Origin of the sequence: Bacillus yunxiaonensis, from assembly GCF_037104695.1 — a bacterium.
In the GTDB taxonomy this organism is placed as follows: domain Bacteria; phylum Bacillota; class Bacilli; order Bacillales; family Bacillaceae_G; genus Bacillus_A; species Bacillus_A yunxiaonensis.
In genome coordinates this window covers 55,068-74,565 of record NZ_JBAWSV010000007.1, presented here as the reverse complement: position 1 = coordinate 74,565, position 19,498 = coordinate 55,068, and the positions used below count along the sequence as shown (strand labels likewise).

The window sequence follows — 19,498 nt, the reverse complement described above, 5'->3', positions numbered from 1 at the left end:
TTCTTATCCCTCTAAGACCCCCGCTGAAGGAAGTTTCACTTTATGCTGTTCCGATTTGATCTTGATCAGCTACATCTGAATCAAATGTATTTGTACCGCTTACGCCGTTAAATGTATTAAGGACAAAAGCAACATTTGATGAACCGGATCCATTATAAGCTTTCGTATTTTCTTTCGGAGATACGTTATAAAAGTCTCCTAAGTTAAAAGAACCGTTACTATTTTGAACGACTAAGTTCCCGACAATAGACGGCATATTCTCACCTACTTCAAATTCCTTTTATGGTACTATATGATTTATTTTTCAGAAGGTTCTTCTGTAACAAAGTGGCGAATTTGGAAAGTGCGTGAGTTTGAAAATACATAATCAATAGATCCAATGTGAAAACAAGAAGCATTTAGCATACTTTGAATGTTAACGCAGTTTACTTCGATAAAGGGGTTTTTGTTAATGACATTCATTTTTACCTCGTTTATACGAGTTGGAATCGTGATTTCGTCATCAACAAATATTTCATATGCTTCCCATCTTCCTTCTTGGGCCAAAAAGTAAGGGATTTCGCGTTGAACAGCAAGTGTTCTATTTTTTAATTCCATATGGTTCGTATCGCCAATTTGAACAATAGAGCTAAGTCCTAGCGTAGTAACAGAAGGGTGATGGACAACGGAGACATGTCGCATAACGAGTCCTCCTTATCTAGGAGTTGTAGGTACAGCAGTTACGAGTGGTACAAATGGACCACCTGTTACAGATTCAAATGGTGTATCTAAAATAGAAGATGCAATAATGAGGTTTGCATCGCCGACTAAGAATAAAGCAGACGAAGATACCCCAAGGGATGTAATGGTTCCTACTTTGATTTCGTGATTAATAACAGTAAAATTCATATGCATTTACTCCTTTCGAAAGTTACGTGGTATATGCTGAATAAAGGAAAGGAATGCTTTATCAATATCTTGTTTCATTGCTTGTATAATGACATTTTTCATATATTGTGGATTAGATGTAATCTCTGGATGTGGCTGTACTTGAGATAAATAGTATGGGAGACGATGTTCCATTTGTTTCTTTATATCATCGATCATCATTTGCCGGTACATATCATCGAGAGGCGTTCGTTCTTCCTGTTCAAAATGAAGAATGCGACTATACGCTTCTTCGTCTAAATAGCGGTGCATTTCTTGAATGATATCTTGATAAAAATCGGGATTTACTTGGGTTTCAGGGTTTACTTTTAATGTTTCAGTTTCAACATTAAAGTCTTCAATAACTTCCCCTTTGCTCGTAAATGGATTTAAACCGATATTTAATGTACCATTTAAATTTTCGACTTTTAGCTGATCAAATTTGTATTCGACTTTCCCAATGGAAGAGGATGGTCGTTGTTTCAGTTCTTCTATTTGCTCCGTTAACTGCGCTAGTTGTGTTTCTAAAGCATTTATTTTTTCCTGTTGTTGTTGAATGAATTGTTGTAGTTGTTGTAAGTAAATATATATATCTTGACTCACTGCTAGAAGCCTCCTTTTCGATCTGGAGGGTATATTGGTATATGTCTATGATATTAGTATGTTAAGAAGAACTAGGAGGGGGAGGGGAAATAGAAATAATTTGTCCTGGAGCTGTTAGTGGCGGGGTTGGTTGTGTAAATCCGCCTGTATTGGTAAACTTTGACAATGTTTTAATACTTCCTGCACTTCCAATTTGAAAGACGGCTGAAGTTGTAAGGTTCTCAATTCTTATATTGTTAATAATAATACTTTGCTGTACATACAGATTCAATTTTTATTCCCCCCTTTTAATAAGTAGCAGTGATTGGTTGATCGATTACATCAGAATCATTTACATTTGTTGTGTTTTCGTAATTGTATATTGATACACTTTCTCCAACATTAAAAGAACCTGCTCCTGCAAATGCACGAGAATAACTAATGGGACGAATGGCAAATACATCTCCAATATGCAATACACCGCTCGATCCGATATTAACAATATTAATGTGTCCAACCATTGCAGGCATAGAAAACACCCTTCATGTTAAAAATTTTTGTATTTTTCTCTTTTTAGACCGAATTTCTATGATCAGAGTTTTACCCTATTATTGTATGGGCGTTTGGGCAAATATGTGACTGTTATTTAAAAATAAAAAACGTACACTTAGCGGGAGTGTACGTCTGTATTTTGAATTGACATATCATCTATTTGTATGAGTAATATAACATTTAAGAGCCTGTCCAGCTCTTGACTACAACTAACTGTTTTTTGAGATGTCATTCCGTAACGTTTGGCCAAGTATTTCATTTTTTCGCGTTTTTTTTCAATTGCTTGCTCAAACATAGAATCGGCTCCGTCTCCTTATAAATTTTAAGAGTATCTTTAGTACATATTATACAAACTTTCCATAAAAAAGAAACACCTTCGCTAAAAGAAGAAAGGATTCTACATATTTTGGCAAAAAAGCATTTTGATTGCACGGAAAATAGATAGAATATTGTAAAATAAAATATTTTTAGGAGGATTTTCATTAGTAGGTACGAATACAATTACAGTATGATTTTGAAGATGGGGTGTGGAAATATGCGGTTTGTGACAGTAAAAGCAGATGAAAAAGTGTTTGTTGGTGTTGTAGATGACACATCACAAACAGTGTTGCATGTCAGAGAAGCACAGAGGAAAAAAGGAGAAAAAATTACGATTCCCATTACAATGCTAGAGTGTATTGACCAGGGGGAACCCTTTATTACAAAAGTAATTGAGATTGTCGAATGGGCAAAAGAGAATTGCAAGGATGCTTATTATCCATTATCGGAAGTTAAGGTATTGGCTCCTATTCCAAGGCCAAGAAAAAATATTCTTTGTGTTGGGAAAAATTATCGTGAGCATGCAATCGAAATGGACGGAGCGGAAGCAGTTCCGGAAAATATCATTATTTTTACAAAAGCTCCAACAACCGTAATTTGTGATGGTGATAAAATTAATAGTCATCCGCATGCTACGAGTGAACTTGATTATGAAGGTGAGCTCGCCGTTGTGATTGGAAAGCGTGGAAAGGAAATCCAAAAGGAAAATGCCCTTGATCACGTGTTTGGTTATACGGTTATAAATGATGTTACAGCTCGAGATATTCAGAAGAAGCATAAGCAATTTTTTCTTGGAAAAAGCTTTGACACGTTTTGTCCAATGGGACCAGCTATTGTGCATCGCTCAATGATTGCTAATCCGAATGCGCTTCATATTGAAACGAAGGTGAACGGGGAAGTACGTCAATCTTCTACAACGGCAAACATGATGTTTTCAGTTGAAGAAATTATATCAATTGTAAGTAAAGGAATGACGTTAGAGCCAGGAGATATTATTGCGACTGGAACACCAGCAGGAGTTGGAAAGGGATTTAAACCACCTCGCTTTTTACATGCTGGTGATGAAGTTGTTATAACAGTTGAACATGTTGGAACGCTCTGTAATAATGTCAAATAACATACCGCGCTCTCCTTATTTCTGGCTTATTCCTACTTGTTTTGCTTTGCATAATGCAGAAGAGTATTATTTTTTTCCAGAAATAAAGTATTTACAGCCCATTCAAATGGAAGAGAATGCATTGGAGCAGAAGCATTTTTTAATAGCATTACTTATACTAACTGTTTTTGTATGTACGATTGTGTGTATACACAATGTGTTTTTGACGCAGATGACTTTATATGCTGTACTGTTCATCCAGTCAATGATTTTTATGAATGGAATCGTTCATCTTGTAGGAGCAATCTTGAAGAGGGGATATGTACCTGGACTTGGTACAGCTTTCTTTTTAATCATTCCTTTTTCATTGTTTTTGTTTTGGAGAGGAACTGTAGTTGGTTGGTGGAAATGGAAGTCCGTGTGGGTATCATGTATGATTGGGATATTATTAATGTTTCCAGTCATAGGTGGTTTATTGTATATAGTTAAAATTATTGTATGAAAAAAAGGTTGCCTCTTAAGAGACAACCTTCTTTTTATTAAGATAATACCGCTTTAATTTTTTCGAATGCCCATTGTAAATCCTCTTCAGAGATAACAAGAGGCGGAGCAATGCGAATTACATTTTCATGTGTTTCTTTACATAGTAAGCCAGATGCTTTTAATTTTTCACAGTAAGGACGTGCTGGTTCATTTAGCTCGATTCCGATAAATAAACCTCTTCCGCGTACTTCTGTGATCATTGGATTGTCAATTTCACGTAATTGATTTACCAGCTTTTCTCCTAATTGTAAAGAGCGCTCTGTTAAATTTTCTTCTAATAGTACGTCTAGAGAAGCAAGAGAAACCGCACAAGCTAGTGGGTTACCACCAAACGTTGAACCGTGAGAACCTGGCTCAAATACACCTAAAATTTCGCGGCTTGCAGCAACGCAAGAAATTGGGAATACACCGCCGCCTAATGCTTTTCCAAGGATATACATATCAGGAATAACATTGTCCCAATCGCATGCGAATAATTTTCCAGTACGGCCTAAGCCTGTCTGAATTTCATCTGCAACAAATAATACATTTTCTTCTTTACATACATTGTATGCTTCTTGTAAGTAACCTGCTGGTGGAATGTTAATACCAGCTTCGCCTTGGATTGGCTCTAAAATAAATGCAGCTGTATTTGGTGTGATAGCTCCTTTTAATGCTTCGATGTCGCCGTAAGGAATAACAACGATACCTGGAAGCATTGGTCCGAATCCGCGTTTATATTCGTCGTTGGATGACATGGATACTGCGCCCATTGTACGGCCATGGAAGTTATCAACACATACAATAATCTCAGCTTTGTTGTCTTCAACTTTTTTCACATCGTATGCCCAGCGTCTTGCTGTTTTGATAGCAGTCTCGACAGCTTCAGCACCTGTATTCATTGGAAGTACCATTTCTTTATTAGTTAATTTCGCTACTTTTTCATACCAAGGACCTAATTGATCGCTGTGGAATGCACGTGATGTTAATGTTACACGCCCAGCTTGGTCGATAAGTGCTTGAATAATTTTTGGATGACGATGACCTTGGTTTACAGCAGAATATGCACTAAGCATGTCCATATAACGGTTGCCTTCTGGGTCTTCTACCCAAACACCCTCTGCTTTCGCAATTACGATCGGTAGTGGATGATAGTTATTTGCTCCGTATGTTTCTGTTAATTCAATAATGTCTTTTGTTTGAATCATGCTAGTTCCCCCTTTTGCTTTTACAAGAAGTTTGTAAATACTCTAAATATTATATCATTTAAACGTGAAAAAAGCTAAATGTTTCCTGAAAAGAAATAGACGTGGTATCATATAAAGTGAAAAAGTGTGGAAAAAGAGGAGGAGAGATTTATATGATACATATGCATATTACTGCATGGTCGTTAGGGATTATTTTGTTTTTTGTAACATATTCGATGTATAAGAGTGGAAAGCAAGCAAAAGCAATGCACATGGTAGTTCGTTTGCTGTATATTTTAATTATTGCAACAGGATTATTAATTTACAAAGACGTCCACTGGATGCCTATGTTATATGGGATGAAAATGCTCGGTGGTATTTGGGTAATTGCTGCGATGGAAATGGTTCTTGTGAAAACAAGTAAACAAAAAGCGACAGGAGCGTTTTGGGCTCAATTTGTTATTGTGTTGTTAGTTGTGTTATATCTTGGTTTACGATTACCACTAGGATTTTCACCGTTTGCTTAATGTAAAAAAAGAAGGGTGTCCTAAAAGGTTGATGAATTTGACCTTTTAGATGACACCCTTCTTTTTTATTTTAATCTTAATTGTGAATATGCAGTTCATCCCCATCTGCTTTTGTAATTTTAAATATATCCTTATTATGTGTAGAATAACGGACATAATGGTGATGAAGGGAACAAATCATTTCTTCATTATCAAATAAGAGAAAATTAACTCCTTCGCATGGCTGGTCTTTTGGCTGGAAAGACAAAAAATTATGGGAATATATACAGTCGTATAAAGAATAACCTAGTGATTGTAATATTTCCGTTATAAGTGAAAAAGATGAATCTGGAAGTTCTTCTAGCCACTCATGGTAGCTTATCATTAACCTTTTTCGGATACGAATTGTTTCGCCGTTTTGCAACGGATGATGTTCATCTGCTACTTGCAGAACATTGTGCTCATAAAAACGAGCAGGTAACCAATTATTGTTATATAAAACTTCAAATCCATCTTCAATCATATCTTCTAATAAAGAAGCTTCATCGCTTTCTTCATCGAAAAACACCCATTCATCGTTTATATATTCAACATTTCCGATTGTGTGAGCACGTGGTTGGCTATATAAAATATGTTTACGCTGTTTCATTCCTGTGCCCTCCTTTTTTATAGAAGTTTCTATTCTTGTTATAGACAGTTCGGTCTTTCTTTATAACTAAGGAACATAGAATTGAAATTGGGCATAAAATAAAAACAGACTGCGGATATGAGATGAGAAAGGGTGATTGAAATGTGTGGAATTACGGGGTGGGTTGATTATACAAAAGTGTTATTGGAAGAAAAAGAAACAATAACGAAGATGGCAGAAACGCTCGCGAAGAGGGGCCCGGATGATACGAACGTTTGGCTTAGGAATCATGTTGCTTTTGGGCATAAACGGTTAATTGTTGTCGACCCAGAAGGCGGAAAACAACCGATGACGCGGATGAAAAAAGAAGAACGCTATACAATTTCCTATAATGGAGAGTTATATAATACAGAAGATATTCGAAAAGAATTACGGAATAGAGGATACACGTTTCAAGGACATTCTGATACAGAAGTCTTATTGACAGCCTATATAGAGTGGAAAGAGCAATGCGTTGAGCATTTAAATGGCATTTATGCATTTGCGGTATGGGATGAGGAAGAAGAGAAAATCTTTATTGCGCGTGATCGATTAGGAGTGAAACCATTATTTTACAAATGCAATACAGGAAGGTTGTTGTTTGGTTCAGAATTAAAATCTATTTTAGCTCACCCGGATATAAAGACGGAGGTTACGACGGAAGGGTTAGCAGAAGTACTTGGATTGGGACCGTCTCGAACTCCTGGGCATGGTATATTCGCTGGAATTGAAGAATTGCGTCCAGGTCATGCACTGACGTTTTCAAAAGATGGTTTAAAAGTTTGGCGTTATTGGAATGTCGTGAGTGAAGAGCATACACATAGTTTTGAAGAAACGGTAGAACAAGTTCGATTTCTATTGCAAGATGCGATTACAAGGCAGTTAGTATCGGATGTTCCGTTATGTACATTTTTATCAGGAGGCGTCGATTCTAGTGCGATTACTGCATTTGCAGCGATGGCGTATGAACGGGAAGGAAAAGGGAGACTTCATACGTATTCGATTGATTATGAAGATAATGAAAAATATTTTAAATCGAATGCATTTCAGCCGAATTCAGACGCTCCTTTTATTTCGTTAATGACAAATACATTTGATACGATCCATCATCGCTGCGTTATTTCGAACGAAAGCTTAGCGGAGCATTTAACAGAAGCCGTGCTTGTTCGAGACTTGCCAGGGATGGCGGATATTGATTCCTCACTGCTTTGGTTTTGCCGAGAAATTAAACAAGATTTTGTTGTAAGTTTGTCAGGTGAATGTGCCGATGAAATTTTTGGTGGTTATCCGTGGTTTTACCGCGAAGATGACTTACAATCAAGTGCGTTTCCGTGGATGCGATCAACAGAAGCGCGTGAACAATTGCTAAAAAAAGAATGGCGTAAAAAACTAAAATTACAAGAGTATGTACAGTATCGTTATGAGGAATCAGTGCGCGAAACACCTGCATTAGAAGGGGAAAGCATGCTTGATGCAAAAAGAAGGCAATTATTTTATTTAAATATGATTTGGTTTATGACGACCCTTCTTGATCGAAAAGATCGAATGAGTATGGGAGCTAGCTTAGAAGTGCGTGTACCATTTGCTGATCATCGTCTTGTCGAATATGCGTGGAATATTCCGTGGGAAATGAAAATGTATAAAAACCGCGAAAAAGGTCTATTACGCAAGGCACTAGAGGGTGTATTGCCAGATGACGTATTGTATAGAAAGAAAAGTCCATATCCGAAAACGCATAATCCGTATTATACGAAGGCAGTTACTTCATGGCTGCAAGAGTTGTTAACGGATAAACAGTCCATTCTTCATGAATTATTTGATAATGAGCAGTTGCGTGGGTTAATTGAATCAGGGGGCAGTGCATTTCAAACGCCATGGTTCGGGCAATTGATGACGGGGCCGCAGCTGTTGGCGCATTTAGGGCAAATTCATGTTTGGTTTAAGGAGTACAATATAAATATTAAAGAATAAAACTGAGGGTCATAGCGTGTAAGCTATGACCCTCAGTTTTAATAGGCGTATTTTGAAAGCTGCTCTACTTCTTTTATTGTTAAGACAATACGTGACAGATTGTAATATCTTTCACTTTATCCCGCTATTCGCGGGCAGTAAGACCCCCACCTCAAGATTCGGAGAAAAGCATTGTCCAGCTCTAGCGGCTAGAATCTCCGGTCGTTTCGCCCCCTCGGACGAGGCAAAAAGCGCCTCTCTGCCTTGAGCTCCAACGTCCTACGATTCTGAGCGAGCCGCTTCCGCTTTTCTTAAGAAGGTAGGTGGGGAATAACTGCCCGTAAAAGCCCGATTGGTGAGAGCTTTCCATCAGTGGGAGATGAAAAAACTCTCCACTGATGGAAGTTTCACTTTATGCGCGATTAAAACGAATAGATTTCCAAATCCATTGGATGCACAGTCCGCAAAGTAAAAATAATACAAGGACAAGTGTAATAGTTGCCCCGGGCGGTGTCCCTAATTTATATGAAGACGTGAGTCCTAAAAACATACTAATGACACCTATTGCCATACTAGATAGAATAGCTACTTTGAATCCTTTTACCAGACGCATCGCAATAGCAGCTGGTAATATCATAAGCGCTGATACAAGCAATGCACCTATAATAGGCATCATAACGGATATGGTTAAACCTGTTAATACGCTAAAGGACAAGGATAGCCACTTTGTAGGTAGTCCGCTTGTAAAGGCTGTATCTTCATCAAACGTCAATACGTACATAGGGCGTTGAAACACTAGATAATAGATTCCTACCAAGATACAAACTACTACTAAGAAACGAAGTTGTTCTTGGCTAATTGTGATAATAGATCCAAACAGATATTGTTCTACATTAGTTGAAATACCGCCTTGATTTAAACTCATTAGGACGAGAGCTAAGGATAATCCAGCCGCCATAAGGATAGCCACGGATACTTCTGAATACGTACGATAAGTATTTCTCATATATTCAATTCCTAATGCACCAATGATAATAACGATAATCGTCACTACATTAACATTGGAATGAAGTGTTAGACCAAGTGCTACCCCAGCTAACGAAATATGAGAAAGGGTATCAGCCATTAAAGACTGGCGTCTTAAAATTAAAAACATCCCTAATATGGGGGCTATCATGGCAATTAATCCGCCTGCCCAAAATGCTCGTTGCATGAACCCAAAGTGAAGCATCTCCATTGTGTGTTCTCCTTTCTTTCTAAATAAATGTTTCGATCTGCATACGGTTTTACATCATCCAAGTCATGTGTAACCATGATGACCGTTCGCCCATGTTCTGTGACATGATGTCTCATCAATTGATAAAAATGATTGCGACTTTCAAAATCCATACCGGTAGTGGGTTCGTCTAAAACTAGAATGTCTGGTTCGGAAGCTAGGACACGAGCGATACAAATTCGTTGCTTTTGTCCGCCTGATAACTCTCCAATCTTGCTGCTGCGAAATTTCCACATATCGACTCCAAGTAGCGCTTGCTTAACATGCTCATGATCTTCTTTAGAAAGTGAACGAAACCACTTTCCGCGAGGGAAACGGCCAGACTGTACAAGCTCTAACACGGTACTTGGAAATCCTGCATTAAAGGAAGAAACTTGTTGAGGGACGTAACCAATGATAAGTTTCTGTCCTTGTTCATTTTTTTTACTGATGTTTACGGTTCCTCTCCAAGGCTTTAATAAGCCTAACATAATTCGTAACAGAGTAGATTTTGCCGCTCCGTTCGGCCCAGTCAGTGTAACAAACTCACCATTATTTATATCGAGGGAAATATCTTCTAAAATGGTTTCATTTCCATACTTAAATTGAACCTGATTCATAGATATGATTTTCATGAAATCCGTCTTTTCCTTTCTTTAGGTGTAAGTAGAAAAGTGCGTTTTACATGATTGTAAAACGCACTACTATTGCCATTACATAATAGATTGTTTTAGTGCATCCAAGTTCTTTTTCATATAGCTAATATAGTCACTTCCCTTGGCTTGTTCTTCTTTTGTAATTCCTTCAATTGGGCTTAATACAACTGTTTTTGCTCCCGTTTCATCCGCAAGAGTTTTTGCTATTTTTGGAGAAGCTACTTCCTCAAAATAAATGATCTTAATATTGTTGTCCTTCACATACTTTTGAAGTTCTGCTAATTTAGCTGGACTTGGTTCCTGATCAGGAGCAAGACCAGCAATTGGAACTTGAGTAAGACCATATTCTTTTGCTAAGTACCCAAATGCCGCATGTTGCGTCACGAATTCTTTATGTTTTGCATTACCGAGAGTTGTTCTAAATTGGTTATCTAAATCTTTTAGCTTTGCAGTAAATTGATCTGTGTTTTTTTCATAATCTTGTTTATGAGTTGGATCTGCTTCTATAACTGCTTGCTTAATATTTTCTACTTCTTTTTGGGCTAACACTGGATCTAACCATACATGAGGATCCATCGGATGTCCTTGTTCCTTATCAGTATGCTTATCTTTTTCATCCTCAGCGGTTCCTTCCATAAGTGAAATACCCTTACTTGCATCTACCACTTTTATATTTTTATTATCAAGGCTTTTTAGTACTTTAGGTACCCATGTTTCCATAGAGTCACTGTTGTATACAAACACATCGGCATTTTCAATTTTAGCAATATCTTTTGGAGTGGGTTCAAAATCGTGTGGTTCTGTCCCGGCAGGAATTAACACATCTACTGTTCCATTGGAGCCAACCACATTTTTAGTAAAGTCGTACATAGGGTAAAATGTTGTTACGACCTTAAGAGACTTGTCTTGTTTTGTAGTACCCTTTGCCTCATCTTGTTTAGAACAGCCTGCAATAGCAGTCGAAAGGGCTAAAGCAGTTACTAATGCACCAAATTTCCATTTTTTCATGATGTACTCATTCTCCTTTATACAAATATGAAACTTAATATAAATAATAGTAATTACGATTTACAAAAAGAATACTACTATCTGAGGTTAACCGCTTTTTAAATTGTCTCCTAGATAGTGGAGGAATATCCTGGATTGTAATAGTTTTAATTTTATTGTGATGTTCATGGCCGCAGGAACGATGAAATAAATAAATCGTATTTGGTTGCTTTTGTAACAATTCTTCTACAACTATATTTCCATAAGAAATGTTCATCACTTGTAATTTGATTCTTAAGTAGATTAAGAACAGATTTTAAAAAAATAACCCCTTATATAAAGCGTAATCATTTCGATTTAAATTATAGCAATTATATAGTAATAGGTACATACTTTATACTGACACTGTCTTCTAAAAATATTGTACGAATTGTAAGAACGGATTCTCGTACTATAGGAGACAGCTTGGCTGATGAAATTGACTAACGAACAAATAAAATATCCTTTTTGTCAGTTTTTATCCCGCTATTCGTGGGCAGTAAGACCCTCACCTCAAGATTAAGAGAGAATCGTTGTCCAGTTCCAGTGGCTAGAATGTTCGGTGGCTTCACTTCTTCCTACGAGGTAAAAAACACCTCTACGTCAGAAGCTCCATCCCCCTCGCATTCTTGACGAGCCACTTCCACATTTCTTTGTTGTCCAGCTCTAGCGGCTAGAATCTCCGGTCGTTTCGCCCCCTCGGATGAGGCAAAAAGCGCCTTTCTGCCTTGGACGCGGGCGTCCTGCGATTCTGGGCGAGCGGCTTCCACTTTTCTACAGAAGATAGGTGGGGGATAACTGCTGGCATGCGCCCGATTGGTGAGATCTTTCCAACAGTGGGACACCATTTATGTAAGCTTCACTTTATTTGTGTAAAGAAAAAAGGAAAGCCGAAAGCTTTCCTTAGAGATAATATATTGAGCCAAAGGGAATTGTTGAGAGAGCAGCCGGATACATAGCATGATGGAAGATAACAGGGTGATGTACAATAAAATGGGGCATAGCATAATGGTGTACGACATGTGTAAAAAGAGGATCTGCTGCCATCACCTGATGAATTGCATGAAGTGTTTGTTGGGCAGAACTAAATGTGACGGCAGCACCTGCGCCCACACCCGCGCCTGTACCTACTTGCCTTGTATTGTTAAAGAATGGATTTATCATGATGTTTCATAGAGCTCCTTTTTAGTAGTTGGATTCTCTTTATATATTATGACCGATATCTAGGGAAAGAGCGTACCTTTAATCAAATCAGGTAGATTACCCATTAAGTAGTTTTATTTCGTATGAATTGGCAGTAAGATCCCCACTGATGGAAGTTTCACTTTATGTAAAGAAAAAGGAAAGCCGAAAGCTTTCCTTAGAGATAATATATTGAGCCGAAGGGAATTGTCGATAACTCAGTTGGATATATAACATGATGATATGCAATGTGATGGGGTATAACATGATGATGTACGACATGTGTAAAAAGAGGATCTGCTGCTATCACTTGATGAATTGAATGAAGTGTCTGCTGGGCACCAACATATGAACCGGCACCCACGCCCGCTTGCCTTGTATTGTTAAAGAATGGATTTATCATAACAACTCATAGCACTCCTTTGTAGTAGTTGGATTCCCTTTTACATGTTATGACCTATATCTAGGGAAAGAGCGTACCTTTAATCAAATTAGGTAGATTACTTGTTAAATAATTTTATGAATCCACTTCAAATAATTCGAATGTTGTAAATTGAAGAAGTATATAATGAAGAATTTTAAAAACATTGTTCAAAATCTAAATGGAGTGGAGCATTTATAAATAGAAGAAAGAGGATTTCATTATGAAATCCTCTTTTTATCTCGCTATTTTTGGGCAGTAAGACCCTAGCTGGAGATTCAGAGAAAAGCAAAGAAGAAAGGTGGGGACCACTGATGGAAGTTTCATTCTATAATTTCGTTTAAACATGACCTATTTTGGAGAATTGTAAACACTTTGGTGGTTTAACTTTCCATCTAAAATATCTCCAATAAGTGGAGTTTCGACTTGTTCATATGCCCTTTCTCCGTGAAGGGAAAGATCGAGTCCCATTTTCTCTTCATGTTCATGTGCGCGAACGGGTAGGAATAAACTAATTCCTTTAATAATTGCATACGTCGCTATGGCTGTGAATGCATAAGTTGCTCCGATTGCGAGTAGTTGTTTCCAAAGAAGTGCTGCATTTCCGTAAAATAATCCGTCTGCACCTGCGCTGTTAACGGATTTTGTAGCGAATAGTCCTGTTGCAATGCCGCCCCAAGTTCCACCAATGCCGTGGCAACCGAAGGCATCTAGTGCATCGTCGTAACCGAGCTTGTGTTTTAAGAAATAGACGGCTCCGAAGCAAAGAGCACCGCCAATTGCACCTATAATAAGGGCAGATAATGGTGTTACAAAGCCGCAAGCTGGTGTAATTGCGACGAGACCAGAAATAGCTCCGCAAGCAGCACCTAGTACAGTTGGTTTTGCTTGGAAAAGCCATTCTGTAAGTATCCATGTAAGTGCAGCAGCTGCAGCAGCTGTATTTGTATTAATAAAGGCTGTTAGTGCAACGTCATTTAATGTTAATGTGCTACCGACGTTAAAGCCGAACCAACCAAACCATAATAATCCTGCACCTAAGATTGTGAATGGTAAGTGATGGGGTGAAGAGTCGTGGGCATCTTTGCGTTTTCCGAGGAAAATGGCTAATACAAGGCCTGCGACGCCAGATGTAATATGAACAACATTTCCTCCTGCAAAATCGAGTGCTCCGAGTTCTCGAAGCCATCCTCCCAGCCCCCAAACCCAATGAGCAACAGGATCGTATACAAGCGTCGTCCAAAGTAAGATGAAAATAAGAAAAGCGGAAAATCGCATTCTTTCTGCGAATGCACCAGAAATTAAAGCGGGAGTTAAAATTGCAAACATGAGTTGAAACATCATGAATAAGTTGTGTGGAATTGTAGCGCTGTAGGCTTCATTTGGTGTGAAAGTAACATTTTGTAGTCCGAACCAATCAAAATTACCAATAAGTCCATTCCAATCTGGTCCGAATGCTAAAGAGTAACCGATGAAAATCCATTGAATGGACACGATTGCCATTGCACTATAACTGTGCATCGTTGTACTAAGTACGTTTTTACTGCGAACCATCCCTCCGTAAAATAAAGCAAGCCCAGGTGTCATAATCATCACCATCACGGTAGATAAAAAAAGAAATACTGTATCTCCCATATTCATCTTTTCCCCTCCTGTTATGTTATAAAAATTAACACTAAAAGTTATATTTAGTATCATATTCAATAATTAAAAATAAATCAACAGATTTTTTAGAAAATTCAATTTGTTATGTAAGGAAATGTGACATGATGAATCTTTGGGTAAGGCGAAATATTGCTTTTGTGTAATCGAAATGCATGAGTATACGAGATAAAGATAAATTGTTATACTTTTCATATAATTAAAAAATTTGGGGGAAGCAATGTGAAGAGGGATTTTGGAAAGTATTTTCTATGTTTCATGTGTCTATTATTTTTATTTCAATTACCGATTCATGTGTCAGCGAAGGAAACGAGGCAGTGGCAAGATGAAATTGTATATTCTATTATGATTGATCGTTTTAATGATGGTGATTCTAAAAATGATAAAGGGATTGATACGAATAATTTAGAAGCATACCAAGGAGGAGATATACAAGGGATTATAAAACGACTTGATTATATAAAAGAGATGGGTTTTACTTCTATTTTGTTGTCACCGCCTACTGAAAGCAGTAATTACGATGGTTATCATCCTACTGATATAACAAAAATGAATGAACACTTTGGAACGATGAAAGACATGCAGCAACTTGTTCAAGAAGCACACAAACGAGATATGAAAGTTATGTTTGAACTTGTAGTGGATAATGAAGATGAAACGAGCACTATTGAAGGGGCTAAACGGTGGATTAAGGAAACGGATATAGATGGTTACCGTCTGATACATAACGAGAGTGTTACAAAGGAATTTCTGAGTGAAGTAATGAAAGCCGTACAGAGTGTGAAACAAAATTTCTTTGTAATAGAGGATACGCAAAGTGGAGGAGGATTTAATCAGGCTTATCAGCAGAGGATTACGGAGGTATTTGCAAAACCGAATATTTCTGTAAAGCCATTGTATGATGTGACGAAAATTGGCGGCGATCGTATGGAAGGGACGTTTATAGATAATAGTCAAACGGAGCGTTTTGTTAGAAACGCAAAAGAAAATAAATATTATCCACCGACCCGTTTGAAATTAGCGCTTGCTTATTTATATACATCACCAGGTGTTCCAATTGTATACTATGGTACTGAAATTGCGCTAGATGGAGGGAAGACACCGGATAATCGCCGTTTAATGGATTTTAAAACGGATGAGAAGTTTTTGCAGTATATAGAGAGGCTAGGAGAACTTCGAAAAACATTACCATCACTTCGGTACGGAACGTTTGAACTATTGTATGATAAAGATGGCATGAGTATTATAAAGCGTATGTATAAAGATGAAACAACGTTTATTGCTATTAATAATACAACAGAAACACAAAAGGTGACGCTTGCTGCAAGCGAACTTGGAGAAAATCGTGAACTGCGCGGGTTATTAGAGGATGATATGGTACGAGAAGAAAACGGGGAATATTATCTTGTGATGAAAAGAGAAACGGCTAATGTATATGCGCTTGCAGAAAAAACGGGGTGGAACTGGTCGTTTATTTTGGCGCTAGTTTGCGTTTATTTGTTGTTCATGATTTTTATTGTATTAGTAAAGAAACGAAAAAAATCCTCTTAAATTAGAGGATTTTTTATGTATGATTATCGATAGTTGATAAATTGTACGTCGACTGATAAATCAGCACCGCGCACAGCTGCGATAACTGCTTGCAAGTCATCTCGGCTTTTACCTGTTACGCGAACTTGATCGTCTTGTACTTGCGTTTTTACTTTTAATTTTAAGTCTTTAATAATGTTATTGATTTTTTTAGCGTTTTCTTTGTCAATGCCTTGTTGTAACTTTGCGCGTTGACGAACTGTACCGCCAGAAGCACTTTCAACTTTTCCATAATCTAAGTTTTTAATAGGAACTTCACGCTTAATTAATTTTGAAATCAGAACGTCTTTTACTTGATCAAGTTTATACTCATCATCAGAAGTTAAAACGATGTCCTCTTTTTCTAATTTAATATCACTTTTGCTTCCTTTAAAGTCATAACGATTTTGAATTTCTTTTAACGCGATGTTAATAGCGTTTGTTACTTCTGGAAATTCTACTTTTGAAACGATATCAAAAGAACTATCTTTTGCCATAGTAAGCACCTCCGAATTAAATTCCACCTCTTACCCCGCCTTAACGAGCAGTAATAGCCCGATTAAAGTATAGCGAAAAATACATTGGTTGGGTAGGGGGATAAACTGCCCGTAAAGGCCCGATTGGTTCGACTAATAATCAGTGAGGGATGGAAAGACTCCCTCACTGATTAAAGTCTCACTTTATTATAGTTAATTTTGGCGTGTTGGACAAATAAAGGAAAAAACGTGTATAATGAAACTTTGTTTGGAATGATAAAAAATAAAGTAAGACTTCTATCAGTGAGGGCATTCCCACTGATAGTCAGTTATGTTAATTTAGTTTTATGAGCTGTTTTTACGTGAAGAAACAATAAGGATACCACCCGTTAGAATAAGATAAATTTTATATAGAGAAGGGAATTAAAAATATGAAGCTACAACCAGGAGCGATTGAACAAGTAACAGTTTTACGCGAAACAGAGATTGGGTATATGGTCGGTTACGAAGAAAATGAAGTGTTTTTACATAAAAATGAAGTAGCTGGAGAGATTGCAGAAGGTGACACAATTGAAGTGTTTTTATATCACGATCATCAAGAACGTTTAGCAGCAACGATGAAAACACCACTTATTACAACAGATGATTGGAATTGGGTAAAAGTTGTGGAAGTGAAGCCTCGTTTAGGGGTGTTTGTTGATATCGGCGTTTCGAAAGATATATTAATTCCAGCTGATGAGTTTCCAATTTATACACCAGTATGGCCACAAGAAGATGATGAATTGTATTGTACATTAAAATTAACGAATCGTGGTCGTCTTATTGCTCTTCCGGCAAGGGATTCAGATATGCAAGAAATCATCGTTGATGCAACGCCATCTATGCGCAATAAAAATGTAAACGGTCGTGTGTACCGTTCATTGCAAGTAGGATCGTTTGTATTAACGGATGAGCATTTCCGTGCCTTTTTGCACCACTCTGAGCGCAAAGAACAAGTGCGTATTGGAGAGCGCGTAACAGGCCGTATTGTTGATGTAAAAGAAGATGGAACAATCAACATTTCACTTCTTCCTCGTAAACAAGAAGGAATGGAAGATGATGCAGCGGTTATTTATGAGTATATGGAAAGCCGCGGTGGTGCAATGCCGTTTTGGGATAAGAGTCATCCGGAAGATATTCAAGAGCGTTTTAACATGAGTAAAGCAGCCTTCAAACGTGCTCTTGGTAAATTGATGAAAGAAGAAAAGATTTATCAAGAAGAAGGTTGGACATACTTTAAAAAATAATGAGAAAACAGCCGAACAAATTAGATTTGTTCGGCTGTTTTTATCGGAAAATGGGCGAGAAAACCCCATCTTCAAAACGCACAGTGCATAGCTCAGTTTAAGGTGGGGGATTGCCATTACATTCGTAAAAAAATTTTTGATATCGATGCGAATATATGTTCTTTTTCGTTGTTTTGTAGTATCATGAAGGCAAGAAGGAGGTGAAAATTATGACAAAAGAAAAAGAATATGCAACCTATCAAATTTGGATTAAGAAAGGTCACAAATTATACGCCTACTTCATGGGAATGTGCCAAAATGCAAAAAATCTCTACAATACAACAAACTTCTATATTCGCCAAGTGTATACGGCCTTACGTACTGAGAAACCATTACAGCCTCTTCAACAAGAAGTTCTTCATACATTACAAGCACATATTGAAATCATGAATGAAAATCAACTTCATGCGTATCAAAAACGTGTACAAAAACAGAAAGAAAAACCTGTTAACGAACAAAAAGAAATGAAATGTAACTTGTTTACATTCCCGACAAAAGAGAAATCGTTTCTATCCTATAACTTTCTAGATTGTTTGTTTAAAACAATGAAGCAACAAGATTATATGAATTTGCCAGCGCAAACGAATCAAGCAGTTATGAAGAAGCTATATCAAAACGGGAAATCATTCTTCGCTTCTATGAAAGCATATCAGAAACATCCTTCCACTTTTACTGGCAGACCTCGCATTCCTAAATATATTAAATTATCTATGAGAGAAATTGTATTCACAAATCAAGTATGTAAACTCCAAGATAAATACATTCGTTTTCCAAAAACAAGCATAAAATTAAATATTGGTAAATTGTTTGGACGGATTGGCAATCACAAAGAGGTACGTGTTTCTCCTGCTTATGGTAAGTTTAAAATTGAAATTGTGGCAGAACAATCTGAGCCAGTACCTGAGCGTGTCGACAATAATCGCTATATGAGTATTGACTTAGGTATCAATAACATTGCAACTATCACAACGAATACAGGGGCTACTCCTGTGTTAGTGAAGGGCAATGTGATCAAAAGCATCAATCAATACTACAACAAACAAAAGGCTCATTTACTGGGGATTCTTCGTCATGGAAAAGAACCAAAAGAAGGACCACACACATCAAACCGTTTAGAGAGGCTTCATGAGAAACGGTTTCTCAAAATAAAAGATATCTTCCACAAAATGAGTCACCACATTGTTCAGATGGCGATTCAACAGGAAATCTCTATGATTGTGATGGGGAAAAATACATCATGGAAACAAAACAGTGAAATGGGGACACGACAAAATCAATCATTTTGTCATGTTCCACATAGTCAACTCATTGAAATGATCATCTATAAGGCAAAACGAAAAGGTATTACTGTGCAAGTCGTAGAAGAATCGTATACAAGCAAAGCATCCTTCCTAGACAATGATGATATCCCCACTTATGGTGAGGAAGACATTCCTGTATTCAGTGGGAAACGTATCAAACGTGGCTTGTATCGCACGAAAGAGAACAAACTACTGAACGCAGATGTGAATGGCTCCTATAACATCTTAAAAAAAGCAGTTCCAAAGGCGTTTGCCGATGGAATAGAGGGGTTGTGCCATCAGGCAGCTGTGTCAACTCCACTCGTGTTAAGCATCTTTTGAAGGTGATACACGAGAAAC

General features: G+C 37.5%; 23 protein-coding genes. 7 read left to right on the top strand and 16 right to left on the bottom strand.

The features are described 5' to 3' along the window. Nucleotides 1-40: 40 nt before the first annotated feature. From WAX78_RS18975 to WAX78_RS18945, 7 genes are all read right to left on the bottom strand, one after another. The gene (locus WAX78_RS18975) at nt 41-256 is read right to left on the bottom strand and encodes a spore germination protein (RefSeq protein WP_336483561.1); all 216 of its coding nucleotides are present in this window, start codon (nt 254-256) and stop codon (nt 41-43) included. A gap of 41 nt (nt 257-297) precedes the next feature. Beyond that, nucleotides 298-681 carry a spore germination protein GerPE gene (locus WAX78_RS18970; RefSeq protein ID WP_336483560.1) on the bottom strand — a complete coding sequence of 128 codons (384 nt, stop codon included), beginning with the start codon at nt 679-681 and terminating at the stop codon, nt 298-300. Between the two features lie 12 nt (nt 682-693). Further along, complete coding sequence (locus tag WAX78_RS18965) at nt 694-888, bottom strand: spore gernimation protein GerPD (RefSeq protein ID WP_336483559.1); 195 nt, start codon at nt 886-888, stop codon at nt 694-696. A gap of 6 nt (nt 889-894) precedes the next feature. Then, nucleotides 895-1,509: a spore germination protein GerPC gene (gene gerPC / locus WAX78_RS18960; protein ID WP_336483558.1), complete on the bottom strand. Its 615-nt coding sequence runs from the start codon at nt 1,507-1,509 to the stop codon at nt 895-897. Between the two features lie 61 nt (nt 1,510-1,570). Next, a complete protein-coding gene (locus WAX78_RS18955) occupies nt 1,571-1,780 on the bottom strand; it encodes a spore germination protein GerPB (RefSeq protein ID WP_336483557.1) in 210 nt (69 codons plus the stop codon). A 16-nt stretch (nt 1,781-1,796) separates the two neighbouring features. After that, the gene (locus WAX78_RS18950) at nt 1,797-2,018 is read right to left on the bottom strand and encodes a spore germination protein (RefSeq protein WP_336483556.1); all 222 of its coding nucleotides are present in this window, start codon (nt 2,016-2,018) and stop codon (nt 1,797-1,799) included. 137 nt (nt 2,019-2,155) lie between these two features. Then, nucleotides 2,156-2,335 (bottom strand): aspartyl-phosphate phosphatase Spo0E family protein, encoded by a 180-nt coding sequence (locus tag WAX78_RS18945; protein ID WP_336483555.1) that lies wholly within the window; start codon nt 2,333-2,335, stop codon nt 2,156-2,158. A gap of 240 nt (nt 2,336-2,575) precedes the next feature. On the opposite strand from WAX78_RS18945, the gene WAX78_RS18940 reads away from it, so the two are divergent. After that, complete coding sequence (locus tag WAX78_RS18940) at nt 2,576-3,475, top strand: fumarylacetoacetate hydrolase family protein (RefSeq protein WP_336483554.1); 900 nt, start codon at nt 2,576-2,578, stop codon at nt 3,473-3,475. Next, a complete protein-coding gene (locus tag WAX78_RS18935) occupies nt 3,465-3,956 on the top strand; it encodes an HXXEE domain-containing protein (protein WP_336483553.1) in 492 nt (163 codons plus the stop codon). Before WAX78_RS18940 ends, WAX78_RS18935 begins: the two co-directional genes overlap by 11 nt. A gap of 37 nt (nt 3,957-3,993) precedes the next feature. Here the strand turns inward: WAX78_RS18935 and WAX78_RS18930 are convergent, their stop codons facing one another. Beyond that, entirely contained in the window at nt 3,994-5,184 is a 1,191-nt protein-coding gene (locus WAX78_RS18930; protein ID WP_336483552.1) for an ornithine--oxo-acid transaminase, read from the bottom strand. Between the two features lie 152 nt (nt 5,185-5,336). Here WAX78_RS18930 and WAX78_RS18925 point away from each other — a divergent pair, with 152 nt between their 5' ends. After that, nucleotides 5,337-5,690, top strand: a complete 354-nt coding sequence (locus WAX78_RS18925; RefSeq protein ID WP_336483551.1) for a YisL family protein — start codon at nt 5,337-5,339, stop codon at nt 5,688-5,690. Between the two features lie 76 nt (nt 5,691-5,766). Here WAX78_RS18925 and WAX78_RS18920 read toward each other — a convergent pair whose 3' ends face one another. Next, a complete protein-coding gene (locus tag WAX78_RS18920; protein WP_336483550.1) occupies nt 5,767-6,318 on the bottom strand; it encodes a DUF2777 domain-containing protein in 552 nt (183 codons plus the stop codon). A gap of 141 nt (nt 6,319-6,459) precedes the next feature. On the opposite strand from WAX78_RS18920, the gene asnB reads away from it, so the two are divergent. Continuing rightward, entirely contained in the window at nt 6,460-8,307 is a 1,848-nt protein-coding gene (gene asnB / locus WAX78_RS18915) for an asparagine synthase (glutamine-hydrolyzing) (RefSeq protein WP_336483549.1), read from the top strand. 391 nt (nt 8,308-8,698) lie between these two features. Here the strand turns inward: asnB and WAX78_RS18910 are convergent, their stop codons facing one another. From WAX78_RS18910 to WAX78_RS18885, 6 genes are all read right to left on the bottom strand, one after another. Continuing rightward, nucleotides 8,699-9,523, bottom strand: a complete 825-nt coding sequence (locus WAX78_RS18910; RefSeq protein WP_336483548.1) for a metal ABC transporter permease — start codon at nt 9,521-9,523, stop codon at nt 8,699-8,701. Continuing rightward, entirely contained in the window at nt 9,469-10,176 is a 708-nt protein-coding gene (locus WAX78_RS18905; protein WP_336483547.1) for a metal ABC transporter ATP-binding protein, read from the bottom strand. The genes WAX78_RS18910 and WAX78_RS18905 overlap by 55 nt, the downstream gene beginning before the upstream one ends. 78 nt (nt 10,177-10,254) lie before the next feature. After that, entirely contained in the window at nt 10,255-11,205 is a 951-nt protein-coding gene (locus WAX78_RS18900; protein ID WP_336483546.1) for a metal ABC transporter substrate-binding protein, read from the bottom strand. A 921-nt stretch (nt 11,206-12,126) separates the two neighbouring features. Continuing rightward, on the bottom strand, nt 12,127-12,387 hold the full coding sequence (locus WAX78_RS18895; RefSeq protein ID WP_336483545.1) for a DUF3947 family protein: 261 nt from the start codon (nt 12,385-12,387) through the stop codon (nt 12,127-12,129). Between the two features lie 196 nt (nt 12,388-12,583). Further along, a complete protein-coding gene (locus tag WAX78_RS18890; protein WP_336483544.1) occupies nt 12,584-12,808 on the bottom strand; it encodes a hypothetical protein in 225 nt (74 codons plus the stop codon). Nucleotides 12,809-13,177: 369 nt separating this feature from the next. Then, nucleotides 13,178-14,467: an ammonium transporter gene (locus tag WAX78_RS18885; RefSeq protein WP_336483543.1), complete on the bottom strand. Its 1,290-nt coding sequence runs from the start codon at nt 14,465-14,467 to the stop codon at nt 13,178-13,180. Nucleotides 14,468-14,746: 279 nt separating this feature from the next. Here WAX78_RS18885 and WAX78_RS18880 point away from each other — a divergent pair, with 279 nt between their 5' ends. Beyond that, nucleotides 14,747-16,039, top strand: a complete 1,293-nt coding sequence (locus tag WAX78_RS18880; RefSeq protein WP_336483542.1) for an alpha-amylase family glycosyl hydrolase — start codon at nt 14,747-14,749, stop codon at nt 16,037-16,039. A 23-nt stretch (nt 16,040-16,062) separates the two neighbouring features. On the opposite strand, the gene WAX78_RS18875 is transcribed toward WAX78_RS18880, so the two are convergent. Next, complete coding sequence (locus WAX78_RS18875; RefSeq protein ID WP_336483541.1) at nt 16,063-16,554, bottom strand: YajQ family cyclic di-GMP-binding protein; 492 nt, start codon at nt 16,552-16,554, stop codon at nt 16,063-16,065. A gap of 410 nt (nt 16,555-16,964) precedes the next feature. Between WAX78_RS18875 and WAX78_RS18870 the strand changes: the two genes are divergently transcribed. Continuing rightward, a complete protein-coding gene (locus WAX78_RS18870; RefSeq protein ID WP_336483540.1) occupies nt 16,965-17,819 on the top strand; it encodes a CvfB family protein in 855 nt (284 codons plus the stop codon). A 209-nt stretch (nt 17,820-18,028) separates the two neighbouring features. Continuing rightward, on the top strand, nt 18,029-19,480 hold the full coding sequence (locus WAX78_RS18865) for an RNA-guided endonuclease InsQ/TnpB family protein (RefSeq protein WP_336483538.1): 1,452 nt from the start codon (nt 18,029-18,031) through the stop codon (nt 19,478-19,480). Nucleotides 19,481-19,498: the final 18 nt, after the last annotated feature.

Excerpts from the sequence above, each read along its gene's own strand:
- WAX78_RS18965 (WP_336483559.1), bottom strand. The coding sequence starts at position 888 with ATGAATTTTACTGTTATTAATCACGAAATCAAAGTAGGAACCATTACA.
- WAX78_RS18940 (WP_336483554.1), top strand. The coding sequence starts at position 2,576 with ATGCGGTTTGTGACAGTAAAAGCAGATGAAAAAGTGTTTGTTGGTGTT.
- WAX78_RS18865 (WP_336483538.1), top strand. The coding sequence starts at position 18,029 with ATGACAAAAGAAAAAGAATATGCAACCTATCAAATTTGGATTAAGAAA.
- asnB (WP_336483549.1), top strand. The coding sequence starts at position 6,460 with ATGTGTGGAATTACGGGGTGGGTTGATTATACAAAAGTGTTATTGGAA.
- WAX78_RS18950 (WP_336483556.1), bottom strand. The coding sequence starts at position 2,018 with ATGCCTGCAATGGTTGGACACATTAATATTGTTAATATCGGATCGAGC.
- WAX78_RS18895 (WP_336483545.1), bottom strand. The coding sequence starts at position 12,387 with ATGATAAATCCATTCTTTAACAATACAAGGCAAGTAGGTACAGGCGCG.
- WAX78_RS18890 (WP_336483544.1), bottom strand. The coding sequence starts at position 12,808 with ATGATAAATCCATTCTTTAACAATACAAGGCAAGCGGGCGTGGGTGCC.
- WAX78_RS18900 (WP_336483546.1), bottom strand. The coding sequence starts at position 11,205 with ATGAAAAAATGGAAATTTGGTGCATTAGTAACTGCTTTAGCCCTTTCG.
- WAX78_RS18870 (WP_336483540.1), top strand. The coding sequence starts at position 16,965 with ATGAAGCTACAACCAGGAGCGATTGAACAAGTAACAGTTTTACGCGAA.
- WAX78_RS18925 (WP_336483551.1), top strand. The coding sequence starts at position 5,337 with ATGATACATATGCATATTACTGCATGGTCGTTAGGGATTATTTTGTTT.
- WAX78_RS18880 (WP_336483542.1), top strand. The coding sequence starts at position 14,747 with ATGTGTCTATTATTTTTATTTCAATTACCGATTCATGTGTCAGCGAAG.
- WAX78_RS18935 (WP_336483553.1), top strand. The coding sequence starts at position 3,465 with ATGTCAAATAACATACCGCGCTCTCCTTATTTCTGGCTTATTCCTACT.
- WAX78_RS18930 (WP_336483552.1), bottom strand. The coding sequence starts at position 5,184 with ATGATTCAAACAAAAGACATTATTGAATTAACAGAAACATACGGAGCA.
- WAX78_RS18885 (WP_336483543.1), bottom strand. The coding sequence starts at position 14,467 with ATGAATATGGGAGATACAGTATTTCTTTTTTTATCTACCGTGATGGTG.
- WAX78_RS18910 (WP_336483548.1), bottom strand. The coding sequence starts at position 9,523 with ATGGAGATGCTTCACTTTGGGTTCATGCAACGAGCATTTTGGGCAGGC.
- WAX78_RS18905 (WP_336483547.1), bottom strand. The coding sequence starts at position 10,176 with ATGAAAATCATATCTATGAATCAGGTTCAATTTAAGTATGGAAATGAA.
- WAX78_RS18975 (WP_336483561.1), bottom strand. The coding sequence starts at position 256 with ATGCCGTCTATTGTCGGGAACTTAGTCGTTCAAAATAGTAACGGTTCT.
- WAX78_RS18945 (WP_336483555.1), bottom strand. The coding sequence starts at position 2,335 with ATGTTTGAGCAAGCAATTGAAAAAAAACGCGAAAAAATGAAATACTTG.
- WAX78_RS18875 (WP_336483541.1), bottom strand. The coding sequence starts at position 16,554 with ATGGCAAAAGATAGTTCTTTTGATATCGTTTCAAAAGTAGAATTTCCA.
- WAX78_RS18920 (WP_336483550.1), bottom strand. The coding sequence starts at position 6,318 with ATGAAACAGCGTAAACATATTTTATATAGCCAACCACGTGCTCACACA.
- WAX78_RS18970 (WP_336483560.1), bottom strand. The coding sequence starts at position 681 with ATGCGACATGTCTCCGTTGTCCATCACCCTTCTGTTACTACGCTAGGA.